We start from the raw sequence: 17,839 nt of genomic DNA on the forward strand, positions 1-17,839 counted from the left end.
AACCTACGCGCCCGAGGGCCGTTCGGGGGACGCCGATCGGCCCGGAACAGCCCTCAGGGGGCAGGAAAAATCGTGAATTGTCGACAAGTCGCCATCGCGGCCTCCGGACTGACGGCCCGGCGGCTAACTGCTCGTCAGGCTGCTGACCCAGTCGCTCGCGTCGGCGAACCAGCCCTTCACGTTCTCCCACCAGACGGGCAGGTCGGTGAAGTTCCACAGCGCCACGGCGGCCAGGGCCAGCACCACGATGACCATCAGACAGCCCTTCAGGCAGCCCAGGCCCGGGATGTACATCCGGTTCCGGCTGCGCCGGCGCGGCTCGCGCTCCCGCTCCCGCGGGGGCTCGGGCTCGCGCTGCTGCGGGGCCGGGGGCTCCTGGCGGCGCGGCGGGGCCGGCTCGGGGCGGCGGACCGGGGCCGGGGCGGGCGGCGGCGCCTGCTGGTAGGCGGGCGGCTGGGGCTGCTGCTGGGGGTGGCCGTAACCGGGCTGCGCCTGCTGTTGCGGGTACCCGTACCCCGGCTGGGGCTGCTGGCGTCCCTGGTACGGCGGCGGGGCCACCGGCGGGCGCTGGTTGTAGCCACCGGGCGGCTGCGGGCGGGGGCCGCCCTGCGGCGGGCCCGGCTGCCGGTGGGGCTGCTGCTGGGGCTGCGGCTGGTCCGGGCGGTACGGCGAGTACGGCTGCGGCGGCTGGTAGCCCTGCGGGGGCCGGGGCGGCTGCGGGTGGGACTGGTAGGGCTGCGGGGCCACCTGCGGGGCGGGCCAGTCGTCCTGGGCGCCGTAGTCACCGGGGGCGAAGACCTCGGTCTGCTGGTTGCGGTCCCGGGCGGCCCGGAGCTGGGTCTGCCACGGGTGCGGCTGTTCGCCGGCGGGCGCCGCGGGAGCGGCCGGGGCGCCGGGGGGCACCGGCGGCATCGCCGGGGTCTGCGGCATCACGGCGGTGCGGTCGGCGGCGCCGAGCGGCGGGGCGCCCGCGCCCTGAGGGCTCATCAACTGGGTGGCGGCGGCCGCGTCGTACTGCCCCGAGGGCAGCACCTGGGTCTGCTCGCCGAAGGTCTGGTCGCCGAAGGAGGAGTCGGCGAACTGGGCCGGCACCGGCACGCCGGGCTCGGTCGGGGAGCCGGTGGCCGGGGTGGGCCGCGGGTCCGGGCGGAGCAGCTCGCCGACCGCGAAGGCGGCCTCGGCCTGGTCCGGCGAGGCGTGCACGCCGATCCCGGCGGCCACCACCCGCAGCGCCTGGGCCAGCGCCACGGCGCTCGGCCGCTCGGCCGGCTCCTTGCGCAGGCAGCGCTCGATCACCGACCAGAGCGGCTCGGGCATGGTGCGCGGGCGCTCCGGGTCCTGGGCCAGGTGCGCCTGGAGGATCGCCACCGGGTTGTCGCCCTGGAACGGGGCACGGCCGGTGGTCAGCTCGTACAGCATGATGCCGGCGCCGTAGACGTCCACCGCCGAGGTCTGCGGGCGGCCGTCGGCGGACTCGGGGGCGACGTAGGCGGGGGTGCCGACGAACTCGTGGCTGCGGGTGATCCCCGGGGAGTCGGCGAGCCGGGCGATGCCGAAGTCGGTGAGCATCGGGTGCATCTGCTCGGCGCCGTCCACGGTGGTGGAGGCGAGCAGCACGTTGGCGGGCTTGAGGTCGCGGTGCACCACCCCGTCGGCGTGGCTGGCCGCCAGCGCGTCGGTGATCTGGGCCATCAGCAGGGCGCCGGCGATCGGGCTGAACGGACCGTTCCCGCGCAGGTAGTGGAACAGGTCGGGGCCCTGCACCAGGTCCATCACCAGGGCCAGCAGCTCGCCCTCCACCACCAGGTCGCGGACCCGGACGATGTTGGGGTGGGTCAGCCGGAGCAGGACGGAGCGCTCGCGCAGGAAGCGCATCACCACGTCCGGGTCGGCGGCCAGCTCCTCGCGCAGTATCTTGATCGCCACCGCGCTGCCCGGCTCGATCCCCGGCACGACCACGTCCTCGCGCACCCGGGCACGCCAGACGGTGCCGGTGGCCCCGCGTCCGAGGGCCTCCTCAAGCAGGTACTTGCTGCCGACTGGCCGCACGCTGTCTCCTCGGTACTACTGCGGTACTGCGCTGCCGTGGTTTTCGGCAACTCTAACGGCGCTCGTCCAGGTTTCCGAGGCACCCCGACGGGACCGACCCCGACGCGGGTTGACCTGACGGGGCGTCGGCTCCACCATGGCGATCATCGCAAGATCGTCCGATTCTGGTGCCGGGCGCGCCGTGTCCCCCCGTAGTGGCAGGATGACAGGCACCACTCTTGTGGCCCAACGGCATCACTGAAGGGGAGTGCGGGGGCGATGCAGATCCGGCTCACTGTCCTCCGAGCGCGCAGCGGACCGGCAGCCGCCGGAACGGCCACCGACGTCCTGGTCACGGCCCCGGTCGGTACGGCGCTCGGCGCGGTCGCGGGGGCGCTCGCCGGTGCGGTGGGCGTGCGCGGCCCGCGCTCCGCGACCCATGTGCACCTGTACGCCGGGAACCGGCGGATCGACGAGCAGACCCCGCTCGGCCACCCCCCGCTGCTCGACGGCGCGGTGCTCTCGCTCAACGAGCCCGACCCGGACGCCGACCAGGACGACGCCCCGGCCCCGGCCGAGCTGCGCGTCACCGGCGGCCCCGACGCGGGCGGCGTGCACCGCCTGCACGGGGACCGGGTCACCATCGGCCGCTCCAGCGCCGCCGACGTCCCGCTGGACGACCCGGACGTCTCCCGGCTGCACCTCTCGCTCCAGCTCTCCCCCGACGGCACCGTGACCGTCCGGGACCTGGCCTCCACCAACGGCACCGTGCTGGACGGCCGCTTCCTGCGCGACGAGGCGGTCGAGCTGGCCGAGGACGGCCTGGTCCGGATCGGCGAGTCCACCCTGCTGGTCACCCGCCCCGAGACCAGGGACGGCAACCGCACCACGCCCGACGGCCTCGGCCGGCTCCAGCTGGCCGCCACGCCGTCGGCCCCGTCCGTCCCGGCCGCCGCCGCGCCCGAACCGCCCGCCACCGAGCCCCCGGCCGGCGGCCGCCGCTCGCTGTTCTCCCGCCGACGCCCGGCCGAGCCCGCCGGGCCCAGCGCCGCCCAGCAGCACGCCGCCGTCCGCAGCCGCCAGGCCGCCGCCCAGCGCGAGCGCTGGCCCGACCCGGCCGCCCTGCTGCTCACCGCGCTCGGCGCCGGCCCCCGGCTCTGGGAGCGCGGCCCGCACCACCCGGACGCGCTCACCCTCCGGCTCGGCACCGCCGACCTCCCGGGCGGCCCCGGCACCGCCCCCGGCACCGTGCTGCCCGCCGTCCCGGTCACCGTGGACCTGCAGACCGCCGGCAGCCTGGGGCTCGCCGGGCCGCGCCCCCGGCTGGCCGGCCTGGCCCGCGCGGTGCTCGCCCAGCTCGCCGTGCTGCACCCGCCGAGCTCGCTCAGTCTGGTGGTGGCCGCGGCCGACGAGGCCCACTCCGCCGACTGGTCCTGGGCCTTCTGGCTGCCGCACCTGGAGCCGACGCACGGTCAGGACTGCCGCCTGCTGGTCGGGTTCGGCCCCGAGCAGACCGAGGCCCGGCTCACCGAGCTGGCCGCCGGTGCGGGCCTGCGCCGGGAAGCGGGCCTGCGCGCGGAGGCCGGCCTGCGCGGGCGGACCGGCGCGGCTGACGGACCGTCCGGCACCACCGTGCTGCTGCTCGACGGCGCCCCCACCACCGCGCCCGCCCGCGAGGCGCTCGCCGTCCTGCTGGAGCAGGGCCCGGCCCTCGGCGTCTTCCCGGTCTGCCTGGCCGAGACCCCGCAGGCGCTGCCCGCCGGTCTCGGCGCCACCGCCGTGGTCACCGGCGAGGTCGCCACCCAGCTCACCCTGGACCGCCCGCTGGGCGGCGGCGGCCGCGAACTGGTCCGCGACCTGGCCCTGGACGCCGTCTCCCCCGCCTGGGCCGAGCGGCTGGCCCGGGTGCTGGCCCCGCTGCGCGAGGCCTCCCCGGTCTCCCGCGGCCCGCTGCCCGAGCAGCTGCGGCTGCTGGACCTGCTCCAGCCCGACACCGTCACCCCCTCCAAGCTGGCCGCCCGCTGGGCCGCGCTGCCCGGCGGCCCCGGCACCGCCACCGCCCTGCTCGGCACCGGCCGGGACGAGACCCTGCTGGTCGACCTCGCCGACCCGGACGAGCCCAACGGCCCGCACCTGCTGATCGGCGGTGCCCGCGGCACCGGCAAGACCGAGCTGCTGCGCACCCTGGTCGCCTCCCTCGCCGTCTCCGAGCAGCCCGGGCGGCTGCGGATCACGGTGGTCGACGGCCGCGGCGGCGGCACTCCGGAGGCTCCCGCCGGGCTGGCCGGCTGCACCGACCTGCCGCAGGTCACCGAGCACGTGGACGCCGGGGCCGACCCGCGCCGCGCCCTGCTCGCCGCCGAGACCCTGCTGGACGAACTCGCCCACCGGGAGGCGCTGTTCGACGGCCTCTCGTTCACCGCCTGGCACAACGCCCGGGCCGCCGTGCAGCCCGCCCCCGCCCTGGTGACGGCCGGCGGCGGCACCGCCCCGATGACGGCCCCCCGGGTCGGCCAGCAGCGCAAGCCGGCCGATGTGCTCACCGCCCCGGCCCGGCTGGTCGTGGTGGTGGACGACCTGGACGCGCTGCTCTCCCCCACCTCCCCGGCCGGCCGGCCGCTCAGCCGGGCGCTGTCCGCCGTGGCCGAGCGCGGCGGCCTGCTCGGCGTCCACCTGGTGGCCGCCACCGGGGCGCCCGAGCTGGCGGTGGGCACCGCGCTGGACGAGAACGCCCAGCTACGGATCGCCCTGCGCACCGCCGACCCGGTCGACTCCGACCTGCTGATCCACCTCACCGACGCCGCCGCCCTCCCCGAGGGCACCCCGGGCCGCGGCTACCTGCGCCGTCCGGACGGCGGGGTGACGGCCTTCCAGGCCGCCAAGGTCAGCGGCCGCATCCCCCGCACCGCCACCCTGCGCCCCACCGTGGTCGCCGTCGACCCGGCCCAGCTCGGCGCCCCGCCGACCCGCCGCCCGGTCCGCGAACTGGGCAACGGACCGACCGACCTGGCCCTGCTGGCCAGCGCCCTCCAGCGGGCCGCCACCCTCGGGGCCGGGTCCTGACGGTGTCTCAGGGGCGGTCGCCGGCCTTGTCGACGACCGCCCGGCGGACCACCGCGTCCGCGCCCTGGCCCCAGCGGGCGCCGAGGTACTCGTAGCTGTCGCGGTCGAAGACCCACTCCACGGTGGCCTTGCCGTCCGGCAGCGCCACCCCGACACCGTGCCGGCCGAGCCCGTCCGTGACGTCCTCGTGCACCACCGCCCCGGGGATCAGCCCGGCCGCCCGAAACAGTGCCGCGCTCACCTCCGGCGTCGCGATCTGCTCGGCGACCAGCCGGTTGATCGCCTTGAAGGCGGCGTGCTCGGGGCTCTGGCCCTGCCCCTCGGTCTGAGCCTTGATCAGCGCGAGCAGCGCCGCCGGGTCGGTCGGCAGGGTGGCCACGTAGCGGTAGTTCGGGTTGTTGACGCTGGCCGGCTCGTCCAGCGGGGTCAGCTCCCGCCGCCCGTACCGACTGTCGTCCAGCAGGGCGGGCCGCTTGCCGTCCACCGGCAGCCAGAGCTCGGCCTTCACCTCCGGGTCCTGCCGCTGCACGTAGACGTACTGGCCGTCCTTCACCTCCTGCCGCGGCTTGGCCGCCGCCGCCGCGGCCGCCCGGTCCAGCACCACCGAGGCCGCCGAGGCGGTCGGGGCGGCGCCCCCGGTGTTCAGCACCACGGTCAGCGCCAGCGCGCCCGCCAGCACAGGCACTGCGGCCCATCCGTAACGGCGGGTGGTGCTCCTGGGCTTCCGGCTGATCTCGCTCATCAGGTGTCCCCTCAACAGCTGGTGGCGGTCGGCGGGGAGCACCGGCTCGTGCTCGTGGTTCATCGGTTCTTCCCCTCGGACCGGACCGCTTCGACGCGGTCACTCCCTACCTGTCCGCGGCCGCGGTGAGGTTCCGTCAGTTCCTCCGCTGCCAGGTCGCGCAGCCGGGCCCGGGCCCGGGAGAGCCGGGAGCGGACGGTGCCGACCGGCACGCCGAGCGCCTCGGCGGCCGAGGCGTAGTCCAGCCCGGCCAGCGCGCAGAGCTGGAAGACCTCGCGCTCGCGGCGGCGCAGCCGCTCCAGCGCGCGCTTGGCGGCGGCCAGCCGGGCGCCGTCGTCCATCCGGCCGACCAGCTCGTCGGCGAAGTCGGGCACCACGTCCCGGTCCGGCAGCCGGGCCAGCGCGGCCCGGTGGCGGCGGCCGGCCCGGGTGGTGTTGCGCAGCACGTTGGTGGCGATGCCGAACAGCCAGGGCCGCACCGACCCGCCGTCCTCCTCCAGCTTCCCGCGCAGCCGCCAGGCCTCCAGGAAGGTCAGCGAGACGGCGTCCTCGGCGGCGGCCCAGTCCCCCAGCGTCCGTACGGCATACCCGTACACCCCCTGTGCGTGTTCGTCGAAGAGCTGCCCGAAGGCGCTCTGGTCCCCGGCGCGCAGCCGGGCCCGTAGTGACAGTTCCACGCCCCTACCTGTCCGCTCGCGCCCCCGGGTTCCGACCAGGATGCCGCGAGGGCGGTACCGGCAGGGAAGCCGGTACCGCCCTCGCGGTGAACTGTCGGACCGTCAGACGCCCGTGCGGAGCAGGGTGCGGATCACCCGCATGGCGACCGAGAGGCTGGACAGCTCGTAGTTGTCCGAACCCCTTATGTCGTCGAGGGTGGTCTTGGCCCGGCTCAGCAGGGTCGAGTTGAGCTCGGCCCAGGCCGCGTACCGCTCCTCGGGCGTGGAGCCCTCGGTGCCGCAGGACAGGATGTCCGCGGTGAGCGCGGAGTGCGCGGCGAACAGGTCCTCGCGGATCGCGGCGCGGGCCATCGAGGACCAGCGGTCGTCGCGCGGCAGCTCGATGATCCGGTCCAGCAGGTGGGTGATCTGCAGGCGGTCGGCCAGGTCGTAGTACAGCTCGGCGACGTCGGTCACCTCGCTGCCGCTGCGGTCCGCGACGCCGACGATGTCCAGGGTCGGGAAGGCGGACGAGAGGCCCGCGATCCGCAGCGCCAGCTCCTCCGGCACGCCGGCCTCGGCCAGCTCCCGGTGGACGCCCTCGAACCAGGTGAGGTCCTCGCCGCGCAGCGGCTTGGGCAGGCTGTCCCAGACCTGGTCGACCCGGGACTGGAAGAACTCGATGGTGCCCTGGATGTCCAGCGGCTGGCGCCGGTTGTTGAGCATCCAGCGGGTGGCCCGCTCGACCAGCCGGCGGGTGTGCAGGCGCATCTTGGTCTGCACCCGGGCCGGGACGGCGTTGTCGAGGCCCTCGACGTCCGACCAGATCCGCTCCAGGCCGAAGACCGCGCGCGCCGCCGCGTGGGTGCGGGCGATCTCCTCCATGGTGGCGCCGGTCTCCTCGCGGAGCCGGAAGGCGAAGGTGCAGCCGCCGCGGTTGATCGTGTCGTTGACGATCAGGGTGGTGATGATCTCGCGGCGCAGCGGGTGCTGGTCGATCGCCTCGGCGAACCGGGCCCGCAGCGCGCTCGGGAAGTACTCGTGCAGCGCGGTGCGGAAGTACGGGTCGTCGGGGAGCTCGGTGGCGAGCAGCTCGTCGGCCAGGGTGATCTTGGTGTAGGCGAGCAGCACCGAGAGCTCGGGCTGGGAGAGCCCGCGCCCGCCGGCCGCCCGCTCCTTGATCTGACGGTCCGTCGGCAGGAACTCGATGGCCCGGTCCAGCTGGCCGTTGCCCTCCAGGCGGTTGATCATGCGGGCGTGCACGTCGACCATCGAGAGGGCCTGGGCGACCGCGTTGGCCAGCACCACGTTCTGCGCGTAGTTGTTGCGCAGCACCAGGTGGCCGACCTCGTCGGTCATCTCGGCGAGCAGCTTGTTGCGCTGCTTGACCGTCATGTCGCCGTCGGCGACGACCTGGTTGAGCAGGATCTTGATGTTGACCTCGTGGTCCGAGGTGTCCACGCCGGCCGAGTTGTCGATGGCGTCGGTGTTGATCCAGCCGCCGGTGCCCTCGGGGCCGCCGGTCGAGGCGTACTCGATGCGGCCGAGCTGGGTGCAGCCGAGGTTGCCGCCCTCGCCGACCACCCGGGCCCGGACCTGGCCGCCGTTGACCCGGATCGCGTCGTTGGACTTGTCGCCCACCTCGGCGTTGGTCTCGGCGGAGGACTTGATGTAGGTGCCGATGCCGCCGTTCCAGAACAGGTCCACCGGGGACTGCAGGATCGCCTTCATCAGCTCGGCCGGGGTGAGCTTGGACTCCTCGATGCCGAGCCGCTCGCGCACCTGGGCGGAGAGCTGGATCGACTTGGCGGAGCGCGGGAAAACGCCGCCGCCGGCCGAGATCAGGCTCTTGTCGTAGTCGTCCCAGGAGCTGCGCGGGACGTCGAAGAGCCGGCGCCGCTCGGCGAAGGAGACCGCCGCGTCCGGGTTCGGGTCCAGGAAGATGTGGCGGTGGTCGAAGGCGGCCACCAGCCGGATGTGCTCGCTGAGCAGCATGCCGTTGCCGAACACGTCACCGGACATGTCGCCGATGCCGACCACGGTGAAGTCCTCGGTCTGGGTGTCGTGGCCCAGCTCGCGGAAGTTGCGCTTGACGGACTCCCAGGCGCCGCGCGCCGTGATGCCCATGCCCTTGTGGTCGTACCCGGCGGAGCCGCCGGAGGCGAAGGCGTCGCCCAGCCAGAAGCCGTAGCTCTCGGCCACGCCGTTGGCGATGTCCGAGAAGGTCGCGGTGCCCTTGTCGGCGGCGACCACCAGGTAGGTGTCGTCCTCGTCGTGGCGGACCACCTCGGAGGGGTGCACGACCTCGCCGGCCACCAGGTTGTCGGTGATGTCCAGCAGCGCCGAGATGAAGGTCTTGTACGAGGCGATGCCCTCGGCCAGCCAGGCGTCGCGGTCCACCGACGGGTCCGGCAGCTGCTTGGCGACGAAGCCGCCCTTGGCGCCGACCGGGACGATGACGGTGTTCTTGACCATCTGGGCCTTGACCAGGCCGAGGATCTCGGTGCGGAAGTCCTCGCGCCGGTCGGACCAGCGCAGACCGCCGCGGGCGACCTTGCCGAAGCGCAGGTGCACGCCCTCGACCCGGGGCGAGTAGACCCAGATCTCGAAGGCCGGGCGCGGGGCCGGCAGGTCCGGGATGGCCTTGGGGTCGAACTTCATCGACACGTAGGAGTGCCGCTCGCCGTCCGAGGCGTGCTGGAAGAAGTTGGTCCGCAGGGTGGCCTTGATGAGGTGCAGGAAGGAGCGCAGGATGCGGTCCTCGTCCAGCGAGACGACCTCGTCCAGGGCGCCCGAGAGCTCCTCCAGGATGCCCTCGGTCAGCTCGGACGCACCCTGCTGGTGGCCGGGGCTGAGCCGGGCCTCGAAGAGGTTCACCAGCAGCCGGGTGGTGTGGATGTTGTTGCGGAGCGCGTCCTCCATGTAGTCCTGGGAGAAGGTGCTCCCGGCCTGGCGGAGGTACTTGGCGTAGGCGCGCAGCACCACGGCCTGACGCCAGGTCAGACCGGCGGTGAGGACCAGCTCGTTGAAGCCGTCGTTCTCCGCCTTGCCGGTCCAGGTCGCCGAGAAGGCGTCCTGGAAGCGCTCGCGCGCCTCGTCGGTGAGGGCGGAGGCCTCGCGCAGGCGCAGGCCGAAGTCGTAGACCCAGGCCTTGGAGCCGTCCTCGCGGGTGAGCGCGTACGGGCGCTCGTCGAGCACCTCGACGCCCAGGCGCTGGAGCACCGGCAGGACCTCGGTCAGCGAGATCGGGCCGCCGACCCGGTAGATCTTGAAGCGGCGCTCGTCGTCGCCCGCGCCGACCGGCTGGTAGAGGTTGAGCCGGAAGTCGCCCTCGCCGCTCAGCGCCTCGATCTGCTTGAGGTCGGCCACGGCGGTGCGCGGCGGGAAGTCGGCGCGGTAGCCGTCGGGGAAGGCGTTGGCGTAGCGGCGGCCGAGTTCGGCGGCGCGCTCCTCGCCCAGCTCGACGTGCAGCTGGTCGTGGAAGCCGTCCATCCAGAAGCGCGCGGCCTCGGCCAGCTTGGCCTCGATCCGCTCCACCTCGGCGTCGGTCAGCGAGGGCAGCTCGCTGCCCTTGGCGACCCGGACCACGAAGTGCAGTCGGGTCAGCACCGACTCGGTGGACCAGACGGTGTACTCGATGTTCTCGCCGTTCAGCTCCTGCAGCAGCAGGTCCATCAGGCGCAGCCGGATCCGCGTGGTGTAGCGGTCGCGCGGCAGGTAGATCAGCGCGGAGAAGTAGCGCCCGTACTCGTCCTGACGGAGGAACAGCCGCAGCCGGCGGCGCTCCTGCAGGTAGAGCACGCTGGTGGCGATGGAGAGCAGCTGCTCGGCCGGGGTCTGGAAGATCTCGTCCCGGGGGAAGGTCTCCAGGATCTGCAGCAGGTCGCGGCCGTCGTGGCTCTCGTTGGCGAAGCCGGAGCCGGCCAGCACCTCCTGCACCTTGCGGCGGACCACCGGGATCCGGGTGACCGACTCGGTGTACGCGGCCGAGGAGAACAGGCCGAGGAAGCGGCGCTCGCCGATCACGTTGCCCTGGGCGTCGAAGCGCTTCACGCCGACGTAGTCCAGGTAGGCCGGGCGGTGCACGGTGGACTTGCTGTTGGCCTTGGTGAGGACCAGCAGCTTCTTCTCGTGCGCCTTGGCCCGGACCGGGGCGGACATCCGGCCGAAGGCCTCGGAGACCGGGTGGTGGTCGGTGTCGTGGCTGAGCGGGTCGGAGCGCAGGATGCCGAGGCCGGTGCCGGGGACGGCCCGCAGCACCTCCTCGCCCTCGTGCTCGGCCAGGTCGTACTCGCGGTAGCCGAGGAAGGTGAAGTGGTCGTCGGCCAGCCAGCGCATCAGCTCCCAGGCCTCGCCGACCTCCTGCTCGGCCAGGTGGGCCGGGGGCTCCTCGGCCAGCTCGTCGGCCAGGCGCAGCGCGGAGTCGCGCATCTTGCCCCAGTCCTCGACGACCTCGCGGACGTCGCCGAGCACCCGGCGCAGGTTGGCCTCGATCGCGTGCAGGTCCTCGCGGTCGGTCTCGCGGTCGATCTCGATGTGCATCCAGGACTCGACCGTGGCGTCGGCGGGCCACTCGGTGCCGGCCGCCTGGCTGCGCGAGCAGGCGTCCAGGTCGAGGATCTCCAGCAGCTTGCCGGTCAGGTCACGGCGCACCACCAGCTGGGGGTGGATCACCACGTGGATGCCGCGGTCCTGGCGGGTCAGCTCGTTGGTGACCGAGTCGACCAGGAAGGGCATGTCGTCGGTGACGACCTCGACCACGGTGTGGCCGCAGGACCAGCCGTTCTCCTCCACCGTGGGGGTGTAGACCCGGACCTCGGCGGTGCCCTGCGGGCGCTTCAGGCCGAGGCGGTAGTGCGAGGCCGCCGCGCCGTAGACGTCCACCGGGTCGCGGTCGACGAGGTCCTCGGGGGCGGTGTGGAGGTAGTAGTACCGCAGGTACGAGGCGAGAGCACCGTTGCTCAGGCCCTCCCCGGGCGCCGCTCCCCCCACCTGGCTGTTCTCAGCGGCTGCCGCTGCCTTGATGAGCAGCTCGGCCTTGGCTGCGTCCAGCTTGGTCTGCATGGCTGTATGGCTCCTGTCGCGCGCCGTTGCGTGACTCGGTGATGGGTCCGGTTCACCGCCGGGTCTGCCCGCAATCCTCCACCAGCTCCGGAGGAAAGTGGCCCATGGCGCGCATGAAGCGACCTTCGTCCGGGTAATGGTGACGGTTTCGGCACCCGACGACGTCACTCACCCTAACCAAAGCAAACCAAGGTGTCAGGGGACATGGAGGCACAAAGCCGGAGGAAGATCACACCGTCCTGGACACGATGTCCAAACCGGCCGGTCACATGACGCCCCGTCAGACCTCGTCGGCCAGGACCAGCTCGACCGCCTCCGCCAGCGAGTCCACCACCGGGGCTCCCAGCCCGGCCAGCTTCTCCCGGGTGTGCGAACCCCCGGTGTACAGCACCGCACGCGCGCCCACCCAGTGGGCGGCCGCCGCGTCGTCCGCCGCGTCCCCGATCACCACGGTGCGCGCCGGGTCCTGGCCGAGCCGCTCCAGGTGCCGCTTCAGGTAGTCGCGCTTGCCCGTCCCGTACGACTCGCCGACCCGGCCGTCCACCCGGACGAAGTGCTCCTCGATCCCGCGGGCCCGCACCTGCGGCACCAGCCGGTGGTGCTCGTGCATCGACAGCAGCGACTGGCTGCGCCCGGCCGCCCGCCAGCCGGCCAGCAGCCCGGCCGCGCCCTCGGTCAGCCCGCAGGCGTCGCTGAGCTCCTGGTAGCGGTCCTGGAAGGCGGCGTCCAGCACCGTCCACTCGTCCCGGCTGGGCTCGCGGCCGAGCAGCAGCTCGTAGAACTTCGGGATCGGGAAGGTGTACAGCTCCCGGTACTGCTCCAGCGTGATCGGCGCCATGCCGAGCGTGGCGAAGGCCGCGTTGCTGGAGGCCACCACGGCCGCCATGTCGTGCAGCAGGGTGCCGTTCCAGTCCCAGACGATGTGCGTGCTCACCCAGGAACGGTACCCGCCGCCGCCGGCGCTCAGGCCCCGGGGGTCGAGCCGTCCGCCAGCAGCTCGCGCAGCACCCGGTCGACCTGGTGGTGCACGAGCTCGGTGCCGGGCGGCACCAGCTCCTCGGTGCGGCGGACCCACTCCGCCACGGTGGAGGCGTCGGCCTGGAGCAGCACGTCGCCCTCCAGCGAGCGGAGCATCACGGTGAGCAGGCCGCGGCCGCCGACGGTGCTCGGCCAGATCCGCACGTCCCCGCTGCCCGTGGCCCGGTAGACGCCCTCGGCCAGCAGCTCCCGGGCGAAGTACCAGCTGACCGGGGAGGCCGAGTGGACGTGGAAGGTGACGTGCACGGCGTACGGGTCGTCGGCCCGGTAGCCCAGCCGGGCCCGGACCGGGATGCTGTCCTGGGGCGACACCAACAGGTCCATGGTCAGGTCGCGCTCCAGCACGGTGCTCTCCATCTCGCGGCTCTCCATCTCGCGCTCTCCTCCGCTCGTCCCGGTCCGGCGCACTGAGAACGACACCGGGAACGGGTCGGTACCCGCGGATCCGCAACCCTGTAGGGGCAAACAGCGGTGGCCCGGCCGGTTCTGTCGGTGGCGACAAAAGCGCCCGACAGCCTTCCGGATGACACCGCGTCAACTTCGCGACACCGCCTCACCCCCCGAACGCCCGCCCGTCCGCCCACCCGTCCCGCCACCCCACCGTGCGGCCGCGCCCGGCCGGGCACGAACGGCCCCGGAGCGGCCGGGCCGCCGCTTCCTACCCTGACCGCTATGGACGCTCAACCGACCACGGTGCTGGGGGAATCGACCAAGCGGCTGGCCCGGATCCTGCTCGACGGCCTGCCGGAGCTGACCGAGGAGACGGTCCGCCGGATCCGCGAGGAGCTGAAGGTCTACCAGGACGCCGGCCCGCTGCCGTCCGGCCAGCTGCACGAGGCGGTCCGGGACAACCTGGCCTACTCCCTGCGCGGCCTCACCGGCGAGGAGATCACCCTGGAGGCCCCCCGGGTCACCGGCCGCCGCCGGGCCGAGCAGGGCGTGCCGCTGGCCATGGTGCAGACCGCCTACCGGCTGGGCTTCCGCTGCCTGTGGGAGCGGATGGTCGCCGAGGCCGAGCGCACCGGCGCGGCCAGCAGCGCCGACCTGGTCGCGATGGCCAGCGAGGTCTGGCGGTACAACGACGAGGTGGTGGGCGCCATGGTGGACGCCTTCAACGAGCGCACCGCCGCCCTCAAGATCCAGTGGGACCAGGAGCGTTCGGCCCTGGTGGACGTGGTGCTGCGCGGCGGCATGGGCAACCCGGGACGGGTCCTGGAGGCCGCCGACATGCTCACCCTGCCCTACGACGGCACCTTCGCCGTGGTGGTCGCGCACGCCCCCGGCCTGGCCCGGCAGGCCCTGCCGGACATCGAACCCGCCCTGCGCAGCCACCAGATGGGCTCCGCCTGGCGCCTCACCCCCGACGCCCACATCGGCATCGTCTCCATGCAGGACGGCGCGGCGATGGAGCAACTGGTCGAGACGCTACGGCTCCAGACGGTCCGTCGGGCCGGGGTCAGCCCCTGCTACTCCAGACTCGACCAGACCCCGCAGGCCCTCCACCTGGCCCAGGTCGCGCTGGCCAGCGCGGCCCCCCGCTCCGAGACCGTCTCGGTCTTCGACGCCTCCCCGCTGCCGATGCTGGTGGTCAGCTCCCCCTCCACCGCCTCCCGGATCGGCCACCAGGTGCTCGGCCCGCTGATGGACCTCCCGGAGAGCCAGCGCGAGCAGCTGCTCACCACCATGTCCACCTACTTCGCGGTGGACGGCTCGGCCGACAAGGCGGGCAAACTGCTGTTCTGCCACCCCAACACCATCCGCTACCGCCTGCGCCGGATCGAGCAGCTCAGCGGACGCTCCTTCGAGCGCCCGCTGGATTCCGCCGAGCTCTACATCGCCCTGCAGGCCGTCCTCCGCCTGCCCGAGGTGGTCCGCGACCCGCTGCACTGAGTGCCCTCCGGGGGTGCTCAGCCCTCGAACTCGGCCGCCCCGCGCAGCAGGTGGTGGTCCGACATGCCCGGGGTGCAGGGCGCCGCGTCACCCTTGACGTCGCGGAAGTCCCGGGCGCTCAGGAAGAGGTAGTCGATCTTCGTCGCGGTGGTGGCCTTCGGCGAGCAGAGCGGCTCCACGGTCGGCGCGCCGGTGCGGCAGCGGCCACCCGGCAGCGCGCAGAAGTCGGCGTCGTTCTCGTCCGCCTCCTGGTACTTCCCGCCGCCGCCCGAGTGGTTGTACAGCGCGTCCAGGGCCGGCTCCTGCGGGGTCGCGTTGAAGTCGCCCGCCAGCAGCACAGGCTCGCCCGCGTCCACGTACGCCCCGGTCAGCCGGGCCACCTCGGCGGCGTGCACCGGCGTGACGGCGTCGTGCGGGTCCAGGTGGGTGTCGCAGACCCGGACCTGACGGCCGGTCACCTTCGCCTGGGCGCAGAGCAGCGCGCGCTGCTCGGTGCCGTCCGGCTTCGGCAGCATCGTCACCGAGCGGCTGCCTGGCACCACGGTGCCCGCCGGGCCCTTCACGAAGATCCCCAGGCCGAAGCGGGTGTCCGCGGCGTCCCACTTGGCGCAGCCGGAGGCCGACGGCAGCGTGGCCCCCCAGACCGCCTCGTAATGCCCCGCCAGCTTGGTGCGCAGCAGGTCCCACTGCCCGTGGCAGAGCTCCTGCAGCACCACCACGTCGGCGCTCCAGGCGTCCACCTCGGAGACCAGCCGGTCGCGCCAGGCGGCCGTGCTGCCCTGGTAGACCTCCGGGCAGGCCGCCCCGCAGACGTTGTACGTGATGAACCTCGGCTTCGGCCAGTTCACCGGATCGGCCACGTCGGCCCGGGCCGGGGCCCCCGCCAGCAGCAGCCCCACCACCGCGACCAGCACCGTCATCAGCCTGCGCACGGACGTTCCCCCTCGATCGACTGCACGACCGGGGGATTCTACGGGCCGTCAGACCCCGCCGGTCAGGCCAGCAGCGCGGGGATCTCCTGGGTGGCGAACCAGAGCAGCTCGTGGTCCTCGGCGCCGTCCACCGTGAACTGCGCGTCCGCGTCGCCGCCGTCCGCCGCGCCGATCGCCGCGACCGCCGCCGCCACGTCGGCCACCACGTCCGCGTCGGCCACGTCCGCGTGCACGGCGGCCGCCTTGGCCAGCGGCAGCGGGCCCCTGAGCACGATCCGGCCCAGCGAGGCCTGGTCCTGGTACTCGTCACCGGCGAACGGCGCCACCGCCGAGTCGGCCACGTCCACCGCCACCACCACCCGGCGGCGCGGGGCCTGCGCGTCCTCGGCCAGCAGGCGCAGCGCGGCCTGGGCGGCCCGGTTCAGCGCGGCGTACTCCAGCTCCTCCAGGTCGTCGCTGACGTACCACTCCCGAAGCGCCGGGGTCACCGCGTACGCCACCGACTGGTCCAGCGAGCCGCCGGGGTGCGCGGCCGCCAGGCCGGCCAGGGTGGTGGGCACGTACACGCGCATCGGGGGCTCCGGTTCCTCGGACGATCTGGACAGCCAAACAATACGCACCCGGGCCCGGCCGGGTTCACCGTCGAAGGGCCCGCGCCGTGGTGTGCAGGGCGGTCTCCAGGGTCAGCGCACGGCGCAGCGGATCCATCATGTTCGGCCCCATCGCGGCCAGGTCCTCCAGCGTCGGGGCCAGCACCTGCACCCGCACCCCCGCCGCCCGCAGCGCCCGCACCTCACGGAACAGCTGACGGGTCACCACCCGCCGGTACCGGCCCACCAGTTGCACCAGCACCCCGCGCGGCCGGTCCCGCCGCCGCCACTCCCGCACCGCTCCCGCCCACCCCCGGCTCTCCGCCCGGCCGTCCGGCCAGCCGGGCCGCAGCGCCATCGGGGCCAGGACGTACACCTCGTCCAGGCCCCGGCCGAGCATCAGGTCCGCGTTGGTCGCCGACCAGCAGCCGCCGTCCACGTACCGGTGCCCGTCCAGCTCCACCGGTGCGAACCACCCCGGGATCGCACAGGAGGCCATCACCGCCTCCGCCACCGGCGCCGGCGGCTGCCCCGGGTCCCCGAACACCACCCGCCGGCCGGTCCCGTAGTCCACCGACACCACCCGCAGCGGCCACCCCCCGGGCGCCGCCTCCCCGACCAGCCCGCGCACCAGCTCACCGACCGGCGCCACCGACGCGCGGCCGGTCGGCGCGGCCGCCGACACCATGGTCAGGAACGGGTACCCCCGCGGGTTGCGCACCGTGGCCCGCAGCAGCCCCGGCGAACCGAACCCCGGCCGCGGCAGCGGCGGCAGCGCCCCGCCCAGCGCCTCCTCGTACCCGAAGCCCACCCCCGCCAGGGGGCCCGCGGCCAGGTCCAGCCCGCGCTGGTGGTCCGTCAGGTCCGCCGTCCCCACCCCCGCCGCCAGCAGCGTCCCCAGCACCGACCCGGCCGAGGTCCCGAGGATCACCTCCGCCTCCCCCGGCCGCCACCCCGTCTCCTCCTCCACGGCCCGCAGCGCACCCACCGCCCAGGCCGCCCCCAGCACCCCGCCCCCGCCGAGCACCAGACCCCGCCGCACCAGGCACCACCTCCGCCCTCCACCGACCGGCCCCCACGGTACGTCCCCCTTCGTGCCCTCCCGCCGCGCCCCGCCGGTCAACCCCGTGCACCACCCCCGGCCGCCGCAGCCCTTGTCCCGCACCGCGAACCACCCGGATAGGTGACACCGGCGCGCTCCCGCGACACCTCCCCCGGGGTCCGTTGCCACCGCCCCCGGCCCCGGGTACCAAGGAGCCGAACCCGCACCGCTCCGCACGAAGGGCGCCGCCGATGACCGCTCCCACCGCCGCCGCACCCCGGGTCCGAGCCCTGGTCCACCCCCATCCGCGGCGCCCCGAACGCACCCCGCGCCGCCCGCACCCCGTCGGCGAACTGACCCCGCGTCACCCTCGGGCCGCCTGCGCCCCCGCCCGCACCGGCAGCAGCCGACTCGCCGCCCGCTTCGCCCACCGCCTCGTCGAGGTCCTCACCGGCCACCGCCCCGCCGGCCAGCTCCAGCGCCACACCACCCTCCCCGGATACCAGCAACTCACCGCCCTGGTCCGCACCGGCCCCCTCCGCCCCCGCGGCAGCCTCACCCCCCACCGCCTCGGCCGCGTCTACGACTCCGCCCCCACCCCCCGCGCCCTCGAAGTCTGCGTCCGCGTCGAGTTCGGCCCCCGCCACCACATGGTCGCCTTCCGCCTCGAACAGCACCGCCGCACCGACCAGTGGCAGTGCACCGCCGTCGAAGCGAGGTAGTTGGAGGCAGCGACTCGGCAGGGCAACGCCCAGGGGCGCGAGGAACTGCGCGAATCGGAAGGCACCCACCTA

12 protein-coding genes are annotated in these 17,839 nt (G+C 74.3%); 3 read left to right on the forward strand and 9 right to left on the reverse strand.

The genetic code is table 11. From position 1 onward, the window contains the following. Nucleotides 1-123: 123 nt before the first annotated feature. Nucleotides 124-2,049: a serine/threonine-protein kinase gene (locus ACWEPF_RS06140; RefSeq protein ID WP_452171604.1), complete on the reverse strand. Its 1,926-nt coding sequence runs from the start codon at nucleotides 2,047-2,049 to the stop codon at nucleotides 124-126. Nucleotides 2,050-2,307: 258 nt separating this feature from the next. Here ACWEPF_RS06140 and ACWEPF_RS06145 point away from each other — a divergent pair, with 258 nt between their 5' ends. After that, nucleotides 2,308-5,091: an FtsK/SpoIIIE domain-containing protein gene (locus tag ACWEPF_RS06145; RefSeq protein ID WP_452171605.1), complete on the forward strand. Its 2,784-nt coding sequence runs from the start codon at nucleotides 2,308-2,310 to the stop codon at nucleotides 5,089-5,091. A gap of 7 nt (nucleotides 5,092-5,098) precedes the next feature. On the opposite strand, the gene ACWEPF_RS06150 is transcribed toward ACWEPF_RS06145, so the two are convergent. From ACWEPF_RS06150 to ACWEPF_RS06170, 5 genes are all read right to left on the reverse strand, one after another. Next, nucleotides 5,099-5,896 (reverse strand): CU044_5270 family protein, encoded by a 798-nt coding sequence (locus tag ACWEPF_RS06150; RefSeq protein ID WP_452171606.1) that lies wholly within the window; start codon nucleotides 5,894-5,896, stop codon nucleotides 5,099-5,101. Then, nucleotides 5,893-6,510: an RNA polymerase sigma factor gene (locus ACWEPF_RS06155; protein ID WP_452171607.1), complete on the reverse strand. Its 618-nt coding sequence runs from the start codon at nucleotides 6,508-6,510 to the stop codon at nucleotides 5,893-5,895. Before ACWEPF_RS06155 ends, ACWEPF_RS06150 begins: the two co-directional genes overlap by 4 nt. 102 nt (nucleotides 6,511-6,612) lie before the next feature. Next, nucleotides 6,613-11,553 carry an NAD-glutamate dehydrogenase gene (locus ACWEPF_RS06160; protein WP_452171608.1) on the reverse strand — a complete coding sequence of 1,647 codons (4,941 nt, stop codon included), beginning with the start codon at nucleotides 11,551-11,553 and terminating at the stop codon, nucleotides 6,613-6,615. A 280-nt stretch (nucleotides 11,554-11,833) separates the two neighbouring features. Beyond that, entirely contained in the window at nucleotides 11,834-12,487 is a 654-nt protein-coding gene (locus ACWEPF_RS06165; protein ID WP_449797272.1) for an HAD family hydrolase, read from the reverse strand. A gap of 29 nt (nucleotides 12,488-12,516) precedes the next feature. Continuing rightward, the gene (locus ACWEPF_RS06170; protein ID WP_345281339.1) at nucleotides 12,517-12,963 is read right to left on the reverse strand and encodes an SsgA family sporulation/cell division regulator; all 447 of its coding nucleotides are present in this window, start codon (nucleotides 12,961-12,963) and stop codon (nucleotides 12,517-12,519) included. A 300-nt stretch (nucleotides 12,964-13,263) separates the two neighbouring features. Here ACWEPF_RS06170 and ACWEPF_RS06175 point away from each other — a divergent pair, with 300 nt between their 5' ends. Then, a complete protein-coding gene (locus ACWEPF_RS06175; RefSeq protein WP_345281329.1) occupies nucleotides 13,264-14,481 on the forward strand; it encodes a PucR family transcriptional regulator in 1,218 nt (405 codons plus the stop codon). 17 nt (nucleotides 14,482-14,498) lie between these two features. Here the strand turns inward: ACWEPF_RS06175 and ACWEPF_RS06180 are convergent, their stop codons facing one another. The 3 genes from ACWEPF_RS06180 to ACWEPF_RS06190 form a co-directional block, all read right to left on the reverse strand. Then, on the reverse strand, nucleotides 14,499-15,413 hold the full coding sequence (locus ACWEPF_RS06180) for an endonuclease/exonuclease/phosphatase family protein (protein ID WP_452171609.1): 915 nt from the start codon (nucleotides 15,411-15,413) through the stop codon (nucleotides 14,499-14,501). 62 nt (nucleotides 15,414-15,475) lie between these two features. Beyond that, complete coding sequence (locus tag ACWEPF_RS06185) at nucleotides 15,476-15,985, reverse strand: DUF6912 family protein (RefSeq protein ID WP_345281331.1); 510 nt, start codon at nucleotides 15,983-15,985, stop codon at nucleotides 15,476-15,478. Between the two features lie 64 nt (nucleotides 15,986-16,049). After that, on the reverse strand, nucleotides 16,050-17,045 hold the full coding sequence (locus tag ACWEPF_RS06190; protein WP_452171610.1) for a patatin-like phospholipase family protein: 996 nt from the start codon (nucleotides 17,043-17,045) through the stop codon (nucleotides 16,050-16,052). Nucleotides 17,046-17,296: 251 nt separating this feature from the next. Between ACWEPF_RS06190 and ACWEPF_RS06195 the strand changes: the two genes are divergently transcribed. Next, entirely contained in the window at nucleotides 17,297-17,767 is a 471-nt protein-coding gene (locus ACWEPF_RS06195) for an Rv3235 family protein (protein WP_452171611.1), read from the forward strand. The last annotated feature ends 72 nt before the right edge of the window (nucleotides 17,768-17,839 follow it).

The organism is Kitasatospora sp. NPDC004289 (assembly GCF_053602875.1).